Source organism: Sphingobacterium sp. LZ11T8 (genome assembly GCF_024261425.1).
GTDB lineage: Bacteria > Bacteroidota > Bacteroidia > Sphingobacteriales > Sphingobacteriaceae > Sphingobacterium.
Map to the genome: position 1 here is coordinate 81,741 of NZ_JANBZY010000004.1, position 16,705 is coordinate 98,445.

Consider the following 16,705-nt stretch of genomic DNA (forward strand, 5'->3'; position numbering starts at 1 on the left):
GTTTTATTTATTTGAGTTCAACATTATTTTTTAGATACAAGAAAGACCTGATAGCCCGCTTTCAGTGTAACCTTTGGCGTTCTTACTTTCTTGGCGAAATAGCCTGAGATACCCTGTACCACGCCACGGCTTAAATCAGCCGCTACCTGCTGTCCGGCATTCTGCGTGAGCATTACGCTTGTTCCCCCTGTCTGGCTCATATTGGCCGCCATTTCGGTAAGTGCATTCATTTCCGGCGAATACGGAACGTACAAGCCTTGCTGCCCGTCCAAATCGTAAATGATTATATCTACCGGAATGATGTTGCCCTCCAGTTCTACGGAGGTAACTTTTAATTGTAGCCTGCCATTCTGAAATTTTGCATTAGCCGTTACAATTGTTCCTTTGGGAATGGTACGTTGCGGGGTTTTAGCAGGCTCTAATAGTCGTAAGCGCACACCCGTTTCGCCAACTACTGTCTGGGCTTCGTTTACACAGGCTTTGATGCTGTTTTTAGGCTGTACTACCTCTTCAGTAGAACCTGCGGTATAGAACCCGCGGCTTTTTGTTTGGCTCCAATCGGCTGCAAAGGCACTGTCCGACGGTTCACGGTACAAGGCTGATACAATGTTCTTTCTTGTTGGTGTGAACGATACAAATTGCTCTTTTTGGTTAGCACCCGCAGCCCCAGTAGTTGCACCGTTGGCAGGAGCAGCATTTCCGGTGTTAGCATTTTGCGGAAGATACTTTGCAGCCATTTCATAGGATTTCTCCATTAATTTGAGTTGGTCGTCAACGGTGGCCACAGGTGGCACATCTTTCTCGGCCAGCTTTTCTTTCATTTCGTCCAGTTGCCTGCGGAGTTCCATTGTTTCAGAATTATTATCCTGATAGAATGAACCCAATGTGCTTTGCATATTTCTGTAGCTGTTCAATCCATGATTACCGTTTCTTCCCGAATTTCTGCCGCCACCGCCAAAGCCGTTGCTTTCTTCATCTTGTTCAGGTAAACCTTCTTCATTGTCAGCAGATGCACTGTCTTCAGTATTCCAATAATCAGAAAGCGTGGTCAGTGCATTGCGCTTTTCCTGCTCTTTGCGTTCGAGCATTTCCTGTTCATACGCCTTGCCTTTATCGGCAGGCATTCCTGCCCCGGTAGCCTGTGGTACGGCATCGTTTAATCCGATGTTCTCCACCGCCTTTTTGTCTTTCGACGGTTTAAATATCAGGTACATACAGCCGAGAAATACCACTCCCATTAAAAGGAATATAAGTGGCTTTTTGAGTTTGTCGGCTTTGTTCTGTGCGCCGTCTTGCAACACATCAGCAGTTTCATTCGGGTTCCCCTCCGTTACCCGAACAACCGATTTTTTGTTCTCATTTTCTTTCATAAATCTGATTTTTTAAAATTGTTGATACACTATCCGGCAACCTTGCAGGATTTCCATTTTTAAGGACAGGGTTCTCAATATGTTTAATGACCATATTGTTACCTGACTTTGAGGTGTCGTACATCACTTTGCCAATGACCACTACGGTGAGCAGTAGGTAAACCACAAAGAAGTACAGCGTATATTGGCGCTGTTTGCGCAAAGGCAACGCCCGCCAACGTTCATCGAGCCGGTCAAAGTACCTGTCCATATTTGCTCTTAATTTTTTCATAGCCTTACTATTTGTTGTTACAGCTTGAAACGCTTAGGACTTTTACCCGCCTGTTGCTTTGGCTCATCGTTGACCAGTGCGACCGCTTCCGTTAATTTGGGTGCAGATATGACGGACAGGTTTGCCAGTTCTGATTTTTTAAGCAACTGCCCGAAGCCGTCTTTCTTGGCTATTTCCATACGGCTAAGCGAAAATTTGCCATTCAGGTATTTTACCCACATACTGCATTCTACACGGGGCTTGTCATCACCCGACCATTGTAGGTAGCCTGTCAGAAATAAATCCTGTTTAGGTAAATTGTCTGCACCTTTTTGGCAGCTTTTGAGGAATTCGCTGATACTGTCTTTCAGCTTTCTGGCATACGCACCCTGCGTATGGAAATAGCCGTTATATCCTTTGTCTGTAAGGATTTTTGCGAACGTTTTTAAATCTGATAATGCTTCCATAAGATTGTTTTTAGCGTTCGATGACTTCGATATCCCTGTTTTCCACGACTGCAAATTTTTCAATATTGAAACCTTGCGGGTTGTTGTCAGAGCGAACGGAGTTAACGAGATAGCAGGAAGTAATCAGGTTACGTCTGGTTACATTGCTTGACCGGATGATGAACTGTTTGGCATAGGTGCGCACTGCATACGGGTAGTTGTCGAAGTTGCACACGACACTATCTACCTCTATGCGTTGTTGCACGTTCCCCGAAATAATCCTGCTGTAATAGCCCTTTTCCGATAAGTCTTTGTAGTAATCAAAAGCACTTTTATCGGCAAGGTTGAATGCCCTGCTCATATTGCTTTCAATAGCATTCTTGTCGGGGGCAAGCGTAAAGAACAGTTCGTGGAAACGTCTGACGTGTTCCCTTGCTTCAACCGGGCGGTTGATGCTTGCATCCTGCGACAAGGCAAGCATCAGGGATTTACCATTATCCAGTACATAGATTTTTTGGCGTTGTTCTTCTGCAAAGCGGTAGGAACGCCATACGGCGTATCCTACCACACTGGTGCAGAGAACCGCAAACACAATGGCATATAACCTTATCTGCCTAAAGCTGTTTTCGATATTTCTTAGCGTTTTAAATTCCATTTTTTAGAATGATTAATTGTTTATTTATTCATCAGTTTACCGCCGATGTTTCCAACTGTCGAACCTGCGCCTGCTCCGGCGATATTTCCGGCTTTCATTGCCGTGGAGTTTACATTGCGGGTAAAGTTCCCTGCGCCTCCGGCTTGGATTACCCAACCTGTTACTGTCGGTATAGTGAAGTACCCGATGATGCCGATAATCATAAAAATGATGTACACGGTATTGCTCGTATCAGGAATGTAGGTGGGGTCGGCAAGCATTGCTATATCCCGTTCTAAAATGAGGGATTGTATTCTTGCCAACATTGAGCTGAACAAATCCGAAACGGGAAGCCACAGGTAAACGCTTACATACCTCGTGAGCCATTGCGTGAGCGTGGACTGAAAGCCGTCCCATACGGAAATAGCAAAGGCTATTGGTCCGAGTATGGAGAGGACTATCAGGAAAAACGTTCGTATGGTATCAATGACCAAAGCCGCCGCCTGAAAGAGTATTTCCAATAGATTGCGAAACCAGTCCTTTATCGCCTTTTCAATCTTGTAGGCTTGCCTGTCCATATACATACCCGCCATTGTACCAATGTCGGACGGCGACCAACCCAGTTCGTCCAGTTTCTTATCAAACTCTTCGTCTGATACCATATAGGCAGTTTCAGGATTTCTGACCATTGCCTCATATTCCAACTGGTCTTTCTGCTGTTGCAGCTTGTTCAGGTCAATCACCTGGTCTTCGAGTATTTGGTGGGTTCCTACAACCACCGGGCTTAACACTGCATTGATGGTTCCCAGTACGATAGTCGGGAAGAACATAATGCACAGCCCCAAAGCGAACGGGCGCAGCAGAGGGAACATATCAATAGGTTCGGCACGGCTTAAAGCCTGCCAAACCTTTAATGCTACATAGAACAATGCTCCCAATCCCGCCAAACCCTTAGCTACTGCCGCCATATCGCCTGCAAGCGGCATCATATCGTCATAAAGCGATCGCAGGAGTTCGTGAAGATTATCCCATTCCATAGTTTACCAGTATTTTTGGTTAGCAGTTCCGTAGAGTTCAAGCACTCTTTGGGCATCGTTTTTCTTTTTCGCTCTTAGGTAGCTCACAGAAATGTTCTTAGTGGTGTAGTAGCGTACAAGGCTGTGGTAATCCTTTACCTCTTTGTACACACGGTCAATAATGTCCATACGCTCTTTGTCATTCAGCGAAAGGCTTGAAGAGGTTACAATCTGCTTTAGTTCTTTCAGCAGTTCGGTACTTTCATTGAGCAGTGCCGAATAACCGTTGCCAATAGCGACCAATTCCTGTGGCGAAAAATTGGGGTCGTTCATCATCTTGCCGAAGTTCTGCACGTACATTTCGGACACATCGCCCACCAAGAGTACGGTTTGCTGCACCTTACGGGCATCTTTTACAAGGTTGTTGATAGCTTTCAGCTTGTCGTAATACTCCTTGCCCTGGTCGTACACTTTCTTTACTTCGTTGAAGTTCTTTATCACATTACTCACGGTGGAAGAAGTCTGTATGATTTCATTCGCACTGTTGATAATCCCTGAAGCCAAATTAGCGGGGTCGGTTACAACCCATTGGGCTTTTGCTGACGGTGCTACGGCGAGCATCAGTGCCGTACACACCAGATACATTACTTTTTTCATTGTTCTGATTTTTTAAATTGTTAATGACTATTGATTTGAATTGTCCCGCCGTTGCATTGCGATATGCTTAATAGCGAGTTCTACGTTACCATCGAGTTCCGCAGCAAGCTGCATCACTTCCATCTTTTCGGTTTCCTCTGTGGTGTAGGCGAGGTATTCCTCCAAACTAACTTCGGTGGCATAGACTGCCGAGTGCGTACCACCTAAACCAATCCAAACCTCTTTGTACAAGCGGCTTGCATCGTTGTTCATATTGATGGAAAGTACCTGACCTTTTTCTTTGTCGGTAAGCCCCAACATTGCCTGTATATCATCAAACTTGTTCATATACTTGCGTTGGTCTAAAAGGATTTTACAGTCGGAGTTATTGATGATACTTTCTTTCACAATGGGCGACTGGATGATATCATCGACCTCCTGTGTTACGACAATGGCTTCTCCGAAAAACTTACGCACGGTTTTGAACAAATACTTGATGTATTCTGCCATTCCCTCTTTTGCAATCGCTTTCCAAGCCTCTTCAATCAGGATAAGTTTGCGAATACCTTTCAGTCGGCGCATTTTGTTAATGAACACCTCCATAATGATAATCGTGACTATGGGAAAGAGGATTTTGTGGTCTTTTATCGCATCAATTTCAAACACGATAAAGCGTTTGGAAAGAAGGTCTAACTGCTTATCGGAGTTGAGCAAATAATCGTATTCTCCTCCTTTGTAATAGGGTTCGAGAACATTCAGGAAATTGGCAATGTCAAAATCTTTTTCCCTGACTTGTTTCTCCTCCAATACTTTGCGGTAGTCGTCTTTTACATACTCATAGAAGCCGTTAAATGACGGATAAGTATCATCTTGTTTGATACGTTCGATGTAACCGGAAACAGCATTGGACAATGCTACTTCTTCCGACCTTGTCGGCGGTTCATCGTCCCGTTTCCAAAGAGTGAGTATCAGAGTTTTGATACTTTCCCGCTTTTCGATGTCGAACACGCCGTCATCGGTATAAAAGGGATTGAACGCAATCGGGTTATCTTCGGTGTACGTGAAGTAAACACCGTCTTCGCCTTTGGTTTTTCCTTTGATGAGTTCGCATAATCCCTGATAACTGTTACCCGTATCTACGAGTAGAACGTGAGCACCCTGTTCGTGATATTGGCGTACCATATGGTTAGTGAAGAAAGATTTTCCCGAACCTGACGGACCAAGTATGAACTTGTTTCTGTTCGTGATAATCCCACGTTTCATCGGCAAATCGGAAATATCCAAATGGATTGGTTTTCCTGTAAGCCTGTCCGCCATTTTGATACCGAACGGAGAGGGCGAATTGTGGTAATTCGTTTCTTCTGCAAAGAAGCACAAGGCAGGTTCTATAAACGTATAGAAACTTTCCTCACTCGGAAAATCGCCAGCATTGCCTGGCATTGCAGCCCAATACAATGTGGCAACGTCTGTCGTGTTGTGGCGGGGCTTACACTCCATTAGTGCCAACGCACTACCGCAATCGTTCTTTAGCTGTTTGAGTTCCGCAGGGTCTTCCGACCAAGCCATAATATTGAAGTGTGCTCTTACAGAAGATAGCCCGAAGCTGTGTGCTTCGTTCAGATACTTCTCAATCCACTCCTTATTGATTTGGTTCGCCCGACTATAACGGGCTAAAGAGTGCATATTACGGGCAGATTTCTCAAACTTTTGCAGGTTGTCCTCGCTGTTATCCAAGAATAGGTACTGATTGTAAATGTGGTTACAGCTCAATAACAACCCTACGGGTGCAGCAAACGACAAACGGCAGTCGCTCCGGTCGGTAGATAGCTTTTCAAAGCGGGTATCAGCCGAAACAGTTGCAGGCAGGTCGTCCGTATCGGACAAGGTGTGCAAAGACAGCCTTTTGTTGCCGATACGCACTTCTTCCGCTCCTAATGCGATGTCCTGCATTGGTGTTCCGGCTTCTCTCGAAAGTGTAAGGTATTGTTCCAGCAATCCCTGTTTTTCGTCTGTTCCGATGATGTCGTCTTCGGTCAAACGTCGCAGGTTTACAAAACCGCTATCATTCACGATACGTTCAAACTGTGCGACCGCTTCCATAAATTGATGTATCGTTTCCTTATTGATTTCCTTTGGAATAAGCGTACCCTTGCAAAGCGAACTGAAATTGCTTTGCATACGCATTCTGTTCTTGGTCGTTTTTGTCAGGAACAGGTAGCAATAATGGTTCAGGAATGGTCGTTCGTTGAAATGCCGTTGATAGCTTTTGGAAAGAAAACTCTGGTCTTCCTGTGCCAAATCGGGAGTGTAGCTTTCTTTGATATACCAATCTTGCTTGTGAATGACTGTAAAATCGGGTAATGTCTTAATCGCCTTATGCCAGGCGGAGTGAATAGCTTCGTATTCAGCCGATGCTACCGTAAACAGCTCAGGCAATCGTACTTCAAAACAGGCGGTTATGTCCGCATCTTTGGACAGGATACAGTTGTTTTCTACTGCCAAGAGTGGAAACTTATGTTCCAATGTGGTTGTTTTGGCTACATTTCTCATACGGCTTTCGGTTTAGGAGTGAATTTTAAATACCTGCGTACAGGCTTACGACAAATAATGTAGCGAGGGTGTCGTTTTCTCGCACCTACTTTCATTAGTCCGTGTTCTCTGTACTTTCGGTTCAGCGAAAAGGTCTGCCATACAATGAGCGAAGCACCGCCAGCTCCGAGAAACAGGCAGACGTAATTACTTACGCCAGCCATATACAATATCATCACGAAGATGAGCGTACCGAGCAGACCACCAGCGAATATGAACAGGTATTGGGCTTTCAGCCCTTTAAATTCCACTGTCCTGCCAATGCCTTTGTTAATGTTATAACTGTTCATAAGGCAGAGGTTTACAGGAAGAATGAACGCAGGATAGTAGCCGCAACAATCAGGAAGATACACGCACCGAACCACGAAGCCGCCGTCTTCGATGTGTCGGGGTCGCCCGAGCTGAATTTGTTGTACACCTTAACACCTCCGATTAAGCCGACAACCGCCCCAATCGCATAAATGAGTTGGGTGGCAGGGTCGAAATAAGACGTTACCATTTGGGTAGCCTCGTTGATACCTGCCGACCCGTTTCCCTGTGCGAACGCACCCATTCCTGACAGCATTGCTACGGCTGCCAGCAAAACTTTTTTACTTTGTTTTTTCATAATTGAAACACATTAATTTGTTACTGTTATCCCGCACCTTGCGGACTTTCGGGACAAAGGTGTTTTAGAAATCAAGGCGTGATAACAAAGTGGCAGTGAGAGGAATTGTTTGGCTGTGGGTGGCTGAATTGCTAAAGAAAATAGAGAGGTGTTGACAGGAAGAGAGAGGTTTTTACTATCTTCGTAAAATGAAATCCTTGTCGTACATATTAGCATTAATGGTTTTGGTCTTATCGACCTTGCCAAGCTTTATGGAAGATAAATGTTTTGACCTAGTGAATCAAACAACAAATAGTCAAGAACAAGATAGCGACGATTGCGGTATGGAATGTTGCTCGCCTTTTTCTAAATGCAATACCTGTACTGGATTTGTAATTACTTCCTTTTATGCTTTAACATCCAATTATGTCCAACAACCTAAAAAGAAATTAGGTGTAATAACAGCGTCAGCTGTTTCAGACTTCCTCTCTTCCATTTGGCAACCCCCTAAGATTAATTAATGTTTTTAGTGTCTTCGGCACAATAACAGATTACGGTGCTACAAACCGTCAATTCTCATTTTTCAAACATTAATGTTTTTTTATACAATGAAAAAAATAGTCTTTGTGTCATTTTTTATGACACTAAATCTCTGTGTATTTGCACAAAACATTTTAAATGCTGTTATTAGAAACAGTGAAAACAAAAATCTTTTGATTGGAGTGACAGCATCTATAAAAGGAACCTCGCTTGCCGCTACATCAAACGAAAACGGTCTCATCATAATAGAAAATATTCCTGATGGGATACAGGAAATACATTTTAGCTATATCGGTTTTAACGACTATATAGATACATTGGAATTTCCATTAGCTGACAACAGTCCTATTGAAATCTTACTCAAAGAAAGTTCAGAGGAGTTAGAGGAAGTTGTCATTTCATCCACAAGAAGCACAAGGAGTATACAAAATATCCCTACCCGTATTGAATTTATTGGAAGTGAAGAACTGGGCGAAAAAGGGAACATGAAACCGGGAGATATTCGTATGCTTTTAGCGGAAAGCACAGGTATTCACGTACAAACCACTTCGCCTACCAGTGCCAATGCAAGTATTCGTATTCAGGGACTTGATGGAAGATATACACAAATCCTGAAAGACGGTTTCCCCATTTATTCAGGTGCTTCAAGTGGATTGGGTTTGTTACAGATACCACCACTTGACCTCAAACAAGTAGAAGTCATCAAAGGCTCTACATCTACACTATATGGAGGCGGAGCAATAGCTGGACTGGTCAATCTGATTTCCAAAACGCCGACCTATGAGAGAGATTTAGGTTTTCACCTCAATGGAACATCCGGCAGGGGTTTGGATATAAACGGCTTTTATGGACAAAGGTTTAATAAAATTGGAACAACTATATTTGCTTCCCATAACCGTAACGCAGCTTATGATCCTGCTAAGAACGGACTATCCGCTATTCCACAATTCGAACGCTATGTACTGAATCCGAAGCTCTTCGTTTATTTCAATGAAAAGACGAAACTGAACTTCGGTATCAACACAACGATCGAGAGCCGTTTGGGAGGTGATATGCTTTACATCAAAGGAAATGGAGATAATACAAACCAATATTTTGAGGAAAATAAAACACAACGCTATTCCACACAATTTATTTTCGACCATATCATCAATGAAAACAGTACTGTTCAAGTCAAAAATAGTGTAAGTTATTTTAACCGAAATACTACCATTCCAAACTATAAGTTTGAGGGAACACAAACAGCAAGTTTTACCGAAGCCAACTACACCAACAGTACTGAAAAATCGGAATGGGTCACAGGTATTAATATTTGGACGGATAATTTCAAAGAAAAGCAGATTATGGCATCTCCGTTGAGAGATTATAATCAGACTACATTCGGTGCTTTTGTACAAAATTCTTTTAATGCTACGGATTGGTTTCAATTGGAAACAGGTTTTAGAACGGATTATGTTGTGGATTATGGGGTGGTATTCTTACCGAGAGTTTCGGCTCTATTCCACATTGCCGAGGGCTTAACTTCACGAGTTGGTGGTGGATTTGGCTATAAAACACCTACCATTTTTACGGAAGAAAGCGAACGCCTACAATATCAAAATGTAATGCCCATTGACGACAAGACCAATAAATTGGAAAAAAGTTATGGAGCAAATGCAGACATCAATTACCGCACCTACATTGGGGAAGATTGGTCATTTAGCATAAATCAATTGTTCTTTTACACCTATTTGGATAATCCCTTGTTACTTGAAAACTCCTCGGCAAATCTGTATCAGTTTGTTAATTCTCCTGGCTACATCCATACCAAAGGAACAGAAACCAATATTAAAATTGGTTATGATGACCTGAAATTGTTTTTGGGTTATACCTATACAGATGCCCGATTACACCATAATGGAACGACTGTAGAAAGCCCTTTAACACCAAAACACCGCATTAATTCCATCCTGATGTATGAAATAGAAGACAAATGGAAAATTGGTCTGGAAGCCTATTATTTCAGTCGCCAAAAACTGAATAATGGAACTACGGGCAAAGATTACTTTATTACTGGATTTATGGCTGAAAAGATTTGGGAAAGATTTTCTCTGTACATCAACTTTGAAAACTTCCTCGACACCCGACAAACACGCTTTGACAGCATTTATACAGGAACAATAACCAATCCAGTTTTTAAAGACAATTATGCACCTTTGGACGGATTTGTGATTAACGGAGGAATAAAATTTAAGCTTTAAAATAAATGGAAAAAACCATATTCAATATAACTAAAATGGATTGCCCAAGCGAGGAGCAATTAATCCGTATGAAACTGCAAGACTTTGATACGGTAAAAGGATTGGAATTCGATATAGCCAATAGAAAATTAGACGTTTATCACGATGGAAACCCAGAGCCAATTTTTTTGGCTCTGGGAACACTGAATCTAAATACGACATTGGTTTCAACCGAAAAAAGTAATTTCGTTGTTGAAACAGATACAAGCAACAAGCAACGGAAATTACTTTGGATCGTATTGATTATCAACTTCCTGTTCTTTGGATTGGAAATGTTATTCGGTGTTTTTTCAGGCTCAATGGGGTTGGTAGCCGATAGTTTGGATATGCTTGCCGACAGTGTCGTTTACGCATTGGCATTAATCGCCGTGGGTGGAACAATCGCTTTAAAAAACAACATCGCCAGATTTGCAGGATACTTCCAAGTCTTACTGGCTATTATAGGTTTCGTTGAAGTAATCAGACGTTGTATGGGAATTGAAGCTATGCCCGATTTCAAGACAATGATTGTCGTTTCAGTTTTAGCATTGATTGCAAACGTATTTTGCCTTTATCTTTTACAAAAGAACAAAAGTAAAGAAGCGCATATGCAGGCTTCGATGATATTCACATCAAATGATGTCATTATCAATTCGGGAGTTATTGTTGCTGGTCTTTTAGTTAATTGGCTCAATTCAAGTTATCCAGATTTGATTATTGGAGCTATTGTATTTGTAATTGTAGCAAGAGGGGCTTACAGAATATTGAAGTTGGCAAAGTAAATGTAAAAATAAGTTGAGCCTGAAATTTAGTTTTTCAGGCTCAATTAAAATAATTCCGTTTCAGACAAACTCCCCAATATCAAAATCATCTAAATCATTGTTCCGCAAAGTGGAAGAACTGATTTCCGTTTCAGATGAGAGTGAGCTATCCAATAGCTTGGCAATTTTACTGGATGCACCCGCTATAGAATTTTCCAGCAGACTAAATAATTCGGTTCCCTGTATTTTCTGAACGATTGCTATCGCTGTTTCCTTTTGAGATGACTCCAGTTTTTCTTGCTGAAGCAACATCCCCACGGAGCTTAGTTCTTCAAAGGTAACCCCTTGGGCAAAACCATTATCGCCACCAGATATTCCGTACCTGTTCCATTCTTCTTCCTCTTCTTCAAAATCAGGTTGATTGCTAAAAACTTCATCCAGCTCTTCCTGCGGAATCTGAATACTCCTGTTTTCATTTTCGTCGTATTCAATGTCTAAATTATCGGGATTTACCTCTGGTTCCTCAATCTGGCGTTCATTGGCAGTGTTTGGCACTGAAAGGCGTTCTACGGGTTTGGGCTGTCCCATAATATCGGGCAGATCCGGATTGACTTTCTTTTGCGGAGGTTTTTGTTTTGACCTTTTCTTAATGATAATCTTATCCTGCAAAAGCAGGACAATGACGATCAGCAGGCATATTACTATTACAATTTCCATAACTATAAAATTGGTTTAAAACGTTCGTTGAAATAATCTGTAATATCGTCCCCGTACTCTCTAAAATGGTGTTCAAGAATGTTGTCGATATAAGAATAGAGTGTAGTCTTTTCTTCTCTTGTTAATTGTACTATACGTAACAACCTTTCGTGATATTCTGGACGAATGTAAACGACCTTTCCGTTTCGACCTGAAGGAAAACGATTGACCAGAAATGTCTCCTCATAATCCACCTTCTTTAGGGAGCTATTGCGGGCTTTTGGTTTTGTTTCCTTCTGTATTTTCTGTTGTTGAATAACTTCGGGTATAGTAACAGATTGATTACCACTCATGATATTCATGATTAATTCTTCATCAACATCGGGCTTATCAAAATCTTTTCTTCTCTTATCTGTTGACATACTTAACTATTTTAGAGATTAACAATTTTTAAAAATTCTTCAATAAATAAATCCAGTCTCGTTACTTTCATTAGTTGAGGTTCGGCAGGTAACAGACTTGACCGAAATACACTGTTCGGTGTATCGTCCGTCTCTTTTCTGAAACGTTTACTATCCATTATCCGAGAATTCATCACAGATAAATCGAGTTCGTTAATAACGCTTTGATAAGCCTCGTATATTCCTGTTTTCTCTCGACCATCTACCTGATTCCAAAACATCCACATTTTCTGATCTTCATTACTCTCCTCCGTTTCGGGCAAGCCAAGGAATGCTTTAGTAAAGCTCAGTGTACTTTCCATAACTAGACGGTCAGCACTAATTGGAGAAAAAATAAAATCCATTGTTCTTAAGGTCGTGAGCACACCTTTTGTATTAGCTGTTCCGGGAAGATCAAAAAAAGTTATATCAGGCTCTATTGCAGATTGATTTACGTATTCTAAAGCCTTTGACAAGGCATCCTCCGGTTTACAACTGATAATCGGATATGCTTTTTTATTGATACTTTGATACAACTTCATTGCAGCTCTTTTGTGGTAATCATTCTGCATAATAGTTTTCAAATCCCTTTCCCTCATATTGGCTAAGCTGTGTTGTGGGAAATCACAATCCATTACAAGGACATTAAAAGCTAAACGATAATGCAATACACTTGAAAGTAATGCGGTCATAGTAGATTTTCCAACACCGCCTTTAGGCGTTGAAAAACTAATTTTTAAAGTTTTCTTTTTTGTTTCCATTATTTAAAGATTTATTGTTACACATTTTATTTGTTTGGCAGGTTTGAATATTGGTTTATTTAAATAGTACCTATTTCCTATATGCCTGTATTCCCCTTTTGGAAATTTTCTTGATTGTTATTTGCTTTTATTACCGCTTGGTGGGTAATCATTTTTAGCAACTGGAAAACCTTACAACTTGTAAATTGCTTTACCGCTTTTATGCTTTTACAGTTTTATGTTTTTAAAACCCTATGCTTTTATTCCAAAATTTCTGTACTAAAACCCAATTTATTTTTTATCCTCATTACATTTTTTATTACCTGCACTAAAACTATACGGCAAATAAAGCGATTGAATCGGCTCGTTATTGATGGGTGGTAGTCTTTGGCACCCAAAGGCAGTGTTTGGCTATGTGTCTGATTGTGATGCTCTCATAAGTAGTGTCTTACTTTGTATATAGAATTTTATTAACAGATTTATGCAAAGGCATCTTGAGGAACTGGACAAAAGCAGAACGGCATCAAGCCGTTTATCCCTGCTACATTTAATCCGTCCCGAAGGGCGGATTTTTGTGTTCACCAGAACACGGCAAGTTGTGTTTTGAGCATCTCGAAAAGATTTCCGATGCTCAAAACAACTTGCCCTGCCGGGGGCAGAAAACGTCCTCCGAAGTCGGCGTTTTGTATGAATTAAAAATGGATTAGTGATGAATGAAAACAGCAGAAAGCAGTTAAAAAAGGGCGGGCGTCCTCTAAAAAACGATCCCGCTAAAATCCGGTACACGATTTCCTTTAATGAGGAAGAGCATGCCCGTTTTCTTGACTTATTTGAAAAGTCCGGTATGCAGGTTAAGGCACATTTTATAACCTCTTGCATCTTCGATAAGACGATAAAATCTGTTAAAATAGACAAAGGAACAATTGATTTTTATATGCGATTGACTTCGTTTCACAGTCAATTTCGATCTATTGGCGTGAATTATAATCAGGTCGTAAAGCTATTGTATAAGAACTTTTCGGAGAAAAAGGCAGCAGCATATCTCTATAAATTGGAAAAACATACGGCTGAAATGACCGCCTTGTTTAAAGAAATTGTCCAGATAACGGAAGAATTTGATGTAAAATATCTGAAAAAATAACAGCAGAAATGATTGCGAAAATTGGTAGAAGCGCAAATTTATACGGAGCCTTGGCATATAATCAGCTCAAAGTGGAGAACGAAAATGGACAAATTTTGTTCGCCAATAAGATAATTGAAACTGCTAACGGACATTATTCCGTAGCACAATTAGCCCAATCTTTTGCTCCTTATCTCATCGCCAACCGCAATACCGAGAAACATACGTTGCATATTTCGCTCAATCCTGATCCCAAGGATAATGTAGATGATGATAAGTTTAGGGAAATGGCGGAAGAATATATGCGTGAAATGGGTTACGGCGAACAGCCTTTTGTGGTCTTCAAACATACCGATATTGACCGTAGTCATATCCATATCGTATCGGTCTGCGTGGACGAACAGGGCGTGAAAATTTCGGATAGTTTTGAGAAAATGCGGTCTATGAGTGTATGCCGTGAACTGGAAAGAAAACACGGTCTGATACCCGCAACGGACAAAGAACGTAATCACAATGATAAGGTTTTTCGTCCGGTGGATTATCGGGCAAGTGATATAAAAAGTCAGATTGCTTCGGTCATTCGCCACTTGCCGAACTATTATCAATACCAAACTTTGGGAGAATACAATGCTTTGCTTTCCCTGTTCAATATTACCACCGAGAAAGTGGAGGGAGAATTACACGGAAAGGCACAGCAGGGTTTATTGTACATTCCATTGAATGAGAAAGGCGAAAAAGCAGGACATCCGTTCAAGGCTTCGTTTTTCGGAAAGAACGCAGGGCTTCCGGCTTTGGAATTGCATTTTGCGAAATGCAAAACAACCCTGAAAGATACCGCAACCAAACAGACTTTAAAATCAGCCGTTACCATTGCCCTGCAATCAACGGTTGACGAATTGAGCTTTAAAAAACAGTTAGGCGAGCAAGGTATCAATGTAGTGATACGCAGAAACGATACCGGACGAATTTACGGTATGTCGTTCATTGACCACAACTCTAAAAGCGTTTGGAACGGTTCACGATTGGCAAAAGAACTTTCTGCCAATACCTTTAATGATTATTGGAACAATAATATCAAAGCGGAGATTAAAGAGCCAGTTGCACCCCTACCAAAATTGTCCAAACCGACTGATACGGAGGATTTACCTGCGGAAGAACCACATCATTTGTTCGACTTCTTAAATACTGAAAAACACGAAGACGGTTTGATAGAAGCCTTTGGAGGTTTGCTCATACCTGAAGCACAGGGGGAAGATTACGAGGAACAGGATTTTGCTAATAGGATGAAGAAAAAGAAAAGAAGACTATAGTAAGTCATCTTTTGGAATTAAAATCTGCTTTTAAAACGATTTGTTAAATTGTATTTTAGCATTTGCTTAAATAAACGAATTAACTATATTTGCACTATGGGTAATAATTCTTGTATACGTCAACAAGCAGACATTGAACAAATAAACCGCTGTAAAGACCGGGTTTTAGAGCTTAACGATTCGTTTGATTATTTATCGAATGGGCTTGAATTGGCAGGAAATACCGTAAGACTTAAAATTCTCTTCCTACTTTACGAAGAAAAACGACTTTGTGTTTGCGATATAAGCGACGTTCTTGGAATGACAATCTCGGCAGTTTCACAACATTTACGAAAACTTAAAGACCGTAATCTAGTAGAAACAGACAGGGAGGCCCAAACTATTTTTTATTCATTGACCAAGGAATATGAAAAATTGCTAAAACCGTTTTTTAAAATACTTGATGAAAACAAAGTCATAGAAGCAATATGAAAACAAACAACAAACTTATCGGCGCAGGACTTTTGACTGCAATTGCAGCTTCACTTTGTTGCGTTACACCAGTTTTGGCTCTCATTGCAGGAACAAGCGGACTTGCCTCCACTTTTTCTTGGCTTGAATCTTTCAGACCGTATTTTATCGGTTTGACAATTTTGGTTCTTGGTTTTGCTTGGTATCAAAAGTTAAAGCCTAAAAAGCAAATTGATTGCAATTGTGAAACAGCAGAAAAACCAAAATTCATTCAGTCGAAAACGTTTTTAGGAATTGTAACATCATTTGCAATAGTAATGCTTGCTTTTCCATATTATTCAAGTGTTTTCTACCCAAAGACAGAAAAGCAAATCATAATAGTGGACAAATCCAATATTGAAAAAGTAGAATTTACGATTAGCGGAATGACTTGTGCAAGTTGTGAAGAACACATAAATCACGAAGTGAATAAATTGATAGGGATTGTCAATCTAAAAGCTTCTTATGAAAATGGAAATACAATCGTAGAGTTTGACAACTCGAAAACAAATATTTCTGAAATTGAAAAAGCAATAAACTCAACAGGGTATTCTGTAACCGCGAAAAATTAAAATTAAAATGGAAATCAAATTGCAATCAATAATCACTTGCCCCAACTGCGGACACAAGAAAGAAGAAACAATGCCGACAGATGCTTGCCAATATTTTTACGAATGTGAAAAGTGCAAACATGTTCTTAAACCAAAGCAAGGCGACTGTTGTGTTTATTGTAGTTATGGAAATGTTCCTTGTCCACCTATTCAGCAAAACAAAAAATGTTGCTAACGGGTATAAAACAAAAGAAGGTCGATATAACTAAAGTA

The 16,705-nt window shown here is 40.8% G+C and carries 19 protein-coding genes; 7 read left to right on the top strand and 12 right to left on the bottom strand.

The genetic code is table 11. The annotated features are described in order from the left end of the window. Nucleotides 1-23: 23 nt before the first annotated feature. From traM to NLF99_RS10880, 9 genes are read right to left on the bottom strand one after another with little or no spacing between them, the layout of a single operon-like run. Entirely contained in the window at nucleotides 24-1,370 is a 1,347-nt protein-coding gene (gene traM / locus NLF99_RS10840; RefSeq protein WP_002993170.1) for a conjugative transposon protein TraM, read from the bottom strand. Further along, on the bottom strand, nucleotides 1,357-1,641 hold the full coding sequence (locus NLF99_RS10845; RefSeq protein ID WP_002993171.1) for a hypothetical protein: 285 nt from the start codon (nucleotides 1,639-1,641) through the stop codon (nucleotides 1,357-1,359). Before NLF99_RS10845 ends, traM begins: the two co-directional genes overlap by 14 nt. 17 nt (nucleotides 1,642-1,658) lie before the next feature. Beyond that, the gene (locus NLF99_RS10850; RefSeq protein WP_094280382.1) at nucleotides 1,659-2,087 is read right to left on the bottom strand and encodes a hypothetical protein; all 429 of its coding nucleotides are present in this window, start codon (nucleotides 2,085-2,087) and stop codon (nucleotides 1,659-1,661) included. 10 nt (nucleotides 2,088-2,097) lie between these two features. Next, complete coding sequence (traK, locus tag NLF99_RS10855) at nucleotides 2,098-2,721, bottom strand: conjugative transposon protein TraK (protein WP_002993173.1); 624 nt, start codon at nucleotides 2,719-2,721, stop codon at nucleotides 2,098-2,100. A gap of 20 nt (nucleotides 2,722-2,741) precedes the next feature. After that, complete coding sequence (gene traJ, locus NLF99_RS10860; protein ID WP_002993175.1) at nucleotides 2,742-3,737, bottom strand: conjugative transposon protein TraJ; 996 nt, start codon at nucleotides 3,735-3,737, stop codon at nucleotides 2,742-2,744. A gap of 3 nt (nucleotides 3,738-3,740) precedes the next feature. Further along, on the bottom strand, nucleotides 3,741-4,373 hold the full coding sequence (locus NLF99_RS10865; protein WP_002993177.1) for a DUF4141 domain-containing protein: 633 nt from the start codon (nucleotides 4,371-4,373) through the stop codon (nucleotides 3,741-3,743). A 27-nt stretch (nucleotides 4,374-4,400) separates the two neighbouring features. Next, nucleotides 4,401-6,902: a TraG family conjugative transposon ATPase gene (locus NLF99_RS10870; protein WP_002993178.1), complete on the bottom strand. Its 2,502-nt coding sequence runs from the start codon at nucleotides 6,900-6,902 to the stop codon at nucleotides 4,401-4,403. Further along, nucleotides 6,899-7,231 carry a DUF4133 domain-containing protein gene (locus NLF99_RS10875; protein WP_002993179.1) on the bottom strand — a complete coding sequence of 111 codons (333 nt, stop codon included), beginning with the start codon at nucleotides 7,229-7,231 and terminating at the stop codon, nucleotides 6,899-6,901. The genes NLF99_RS10870 and NLF99_RS10875 overlap by 4 nt, the downstream gene beginning before the upstream one ends. Before the next feature lie 11 nt (nucleotides 7,232-7,242). Next, on the bottom strand, nucleotides 7,243-7,548 hold the full coding sequence (locus NLF99_RS10880; RefSeq protein WP_002993181.1) for a DUF4134 domain-containing protein: 306 nt from the start codon (nucleotides 7,546-7,548) through the stop codon (nucleotides 7,243-7,245). Nucleotides 7,549-8,135: 587 nt separating this feature from the next. On the opposite strand from NLF99_RS10880, the gene NLF99_RS10885 reads away from it, so the two are divergent. Beyond that, entirely contained in the window at nucleotides 8,136-10,307 is a 2,172-nt protein-coding gene (locus NLF99_RS10885) for a TonB-dependent receptor plug domain-containing protein (RefSeq protein WP_094280385.1), read from the top strand. 5 nt (nucleotides 10,308-10,312) lie between these two features. Further along, complete coding sequence (locus NLF99_RS10890) at nucleotides 10,313-11,107, top strand: cation transporter (protein ID WP_094280386.1); 795 nt, start codon at nucleotides 10,313-10,315, stop codon at nucleotides 11,105-11,107. A gap of 60 nt (nucleotides 11,108-11,167) precedes the next feature. Here the strand turns inward: NLF99_RS10890 and NLF99_RS10895 are convergent, their stop codons facing one another. Genes NLF99_RS10895 through NLF99_RS10905 form a run of 3 tightly spaced genes read right to left on the bottom strand, consistent with a single transcriptional unit; the run spans nucleotide 11,168 to nucleotide 12,983 of the window. Continuing rightward, the gene (locus NLF99_RS10895; RefSeq protein WP_002993186.1) at nucleotides 11,168-11,803 is read right to left on the bottom strand and encodes a hypothetical protein; all 636 of its coding nucleotides are present in this window, start codon (nucleotides 11,801-11,803) and stop codon (nucleotides 11,168-11,170) included. A 2-nt stretch (nucleotides 11,804-11,805) separates the two neighbouring features. Further along, nucleotides 11,806-12,204, bottom strand: coding sequence for a DUF3408 domain-containing protein (locus tag NLF99_RS10900; protein WP_002993187.1), 399 nt, complete (start codon nucleotides 12,202-12,204; stop codon nucleotides 11,806-11,808). A gap of 11 nt (nucleotides 12,205-12,215) precedes the next feature. Beyond that, nucleotides 12,216-12,983 carry a ParA family protein gene (locus NLF99_RS10905; protein ID WP_002993188.1) on the bottom strand — a complete coding sequence of 256 codons (768 nt, stop codon included), beginning with the start codon at nucleotides 12,981-12,983 and terminating at the stop codon, nucleotides 12,216-12,218. 688 nt (nucleotides 12,984-13,671) lie between these two features. On the opposite strand from NLF99_RS10905, the gene mobA reads away from it, so the two are divergent. The 5 genes from mobA to NLF99_RS19715 all read left to right on the top strand — a co-directional run bounded on the left by mobA (nucleotide 13,672) and on the right by NLF99_RS19715 (nucleotide 16,667). Next, the gene (gene mobA, locus NLF99_RS10910; RefSeq protein ID WP_002993194.1) at nucleotides 13,672-14,103 is read left to right on the top strand and encodes a conjugal transfer protein MobA; all 432 of its coding nucleotides are present in this window, start codon (nucleotides 13,672-13,674) and stop codon (nucleotides 14,101-14,103) included. Between the two features lie 8 nt (nucleotides 14,104-14,111). Then, the gene (gene mobB, locus NLF99_RS10915; RefSeq protein ID WP_002993196.1) at nucleotides 14,112-15,392 is read left to right on the top strand and encodes a conjugal transfer protein MobB; all 1,281 of its coding nucleotides are present in this window, start codon (nucleotides 14,112-14,114) and stop codon (nucleotides 15,390-15,392) included. A gap of 96 nt (nucleotides 15,393-15,488) precedes the next feature. Beyond that, entirely contained in the window at nucleotides 15,489-15,863 is a 375-nt protein-coding gene (locus NLF99_RS10920) for a metalloregulator ArsR/SmtB family transcription factor (protein ID WP_002993197.1), read from the top strand. Continuing rightward, nucleotides 15,860-16,453 carry a mercuric transport protein MerTP gene (gene merTP, locus NLF99_RS10925; RefSeq protein ID WP_002993200.1) on the top strand — a complete coding sequence of 198 codons (594 nt, stop codon included), beginning with the start codon at nucleotides 15,860-15,862 and terminating at the stop codon, nucleotides 16,451-16,453. Before NLF99_RS10920 ends, merTP begins: the two co-directional genes overlap by 4 nt. Nucleotides 16,454-16,460: 7 nt before the next feature. Beyond that, nucleotides 16,461-16,667, top strand: a complete 207-nt coding sequence (locus NLF99_RS19715) for a GDCCVxC domain-containing (seleno)protein (protein WP_002993202.1) — start codon at nucleotides 16,461-16,463, stop codon at nucleotides 16,665-16,667. Nucleotides 16,668-16,705 lie beyond the last annotated feature (38 nt).

Coding starts and splice junctions, on each gene's coding strand:
- traJ (WP_002993175.1), bottom strand. CDS start 3,737: ATGGAATGGGATAATCTTCACGAACTCCTGCGATCGCTTTATGACGAT.
- NLF99_RS10890 (WP_094280386.1), top strand. CDS start 10,313: ATGGAAAAAACCATATTCAATATAACTAAAATGGATTGCCCAAGCGAG.
- NLF99_RS10885 (WP_094280385.1), top strand. CDS start 8,136: ATGAAAAAAATAGTCTTTGTGTCATTTTTTATGACACTAAATCTCTGT.
- NLF99_RS10895 (WP_002993186.1), bottom strand. CDS start 11,803: ATGGAAATTGTAATAGTAATATGCCTGCTGATCGTCATTGTCCTGCTT.
- merTP (WP_002993200.1), top strand. CDS start 15,860: ATGAAAACAAACAACAAACTTATCGGCGCAGGACTTTTGACTGCAATT.
- NLF99_RS19715 (WP_002993202.1), top strand. CDS start 16,461: ATGGAAATCAAATTGCAATCAATAATCACTTGCCCCAACTGCGGACAC.
- NLF99_RS10875 (WP_002993179.1), bottom strand. CDS start 7,231: ATGAACAGTTATAACATTAACAAAGGCATTGGCAGGACAGTGGAATTT.
- mobA (WP_002993194.1), top strand. CDS start 13,672: ATGAATGAAAACAGCAGAAAGCAGTTAAAAAAGGGCGGGCGTCCTCTA.
- NLF99_RS10880 (WP_002993181.1), bottom strand. CDS start 7,548: ATGAAAAAACAAAGTAAAAAAGTTTTGCTGGCAGCCGTAGCAATGCTG.
- NLF99_RS10845 (WP_002993171.1), bottom strand. CDS start 1,641: ATGAAAAAATTAAGAGCAAATATGGACAGGTACTTTGACCGGCTCGAT.
- NLF99_RS10900 (WP_002993187.1), bottom strand. CDS start 12,204: ATGTCAACAGATAAGAGAAGAAAAGATTTTGATAAGCCCGATGTTGAT.
- traM (WP_002993170.1), bottom strand. CDS start 1,370: ATGAAAGAAAATGAGAACAAAAAATCGGTTGTTCGGGTAACGGAGGGG.
- NLF99_RS10870 (WP_002993178.1), bottom strand. CDS start 6,902: ATGAGAAATGTAGCCAAAACAACCACATTGGAACATAAGTTTCCACTC.
- traK (WP_002993173.1), bottom strand. CDS start 2,721: ATGGAATTTAAAACGCTAAGAAATATCGAAAACAGCTTTAGGCAGATA.
- NLF99_RS10850 (WP_094280382.1), bottom strand. CDS start 2,087: ATGGAAGCATTATCAGATTTAAAAACGTTCGCAAAAATCCTTACAGAC.
- NLF99_RS10865 (WP_002993177.1), bottom strand. CDS start 4,373: ATGAAAAAAGTAATGTATCTGGTGTGTACGGCACTGATGCTCGCCGTA.
- NLF99_RS10920 (WP_002993197.1), top strand. CDS start 15,489: ATGGGTAATAATTCTTGTATACGTCAACAAGCAGACATTGAACAAATA.
- NLF99_RS10905 (WP_002993188.1), bottom strand. CDS start 12,983: ATGGAAACAAAAAAGAAAACTTTAAAAATTAGTTTTTCAACGCCTAAA.
- mobB (WP_002993196.1), top strand. CDS start 14,112: ATGATTGCGAAAATTGGTAGAAGCGCAAATTTATACGGAGCCTTGGCA.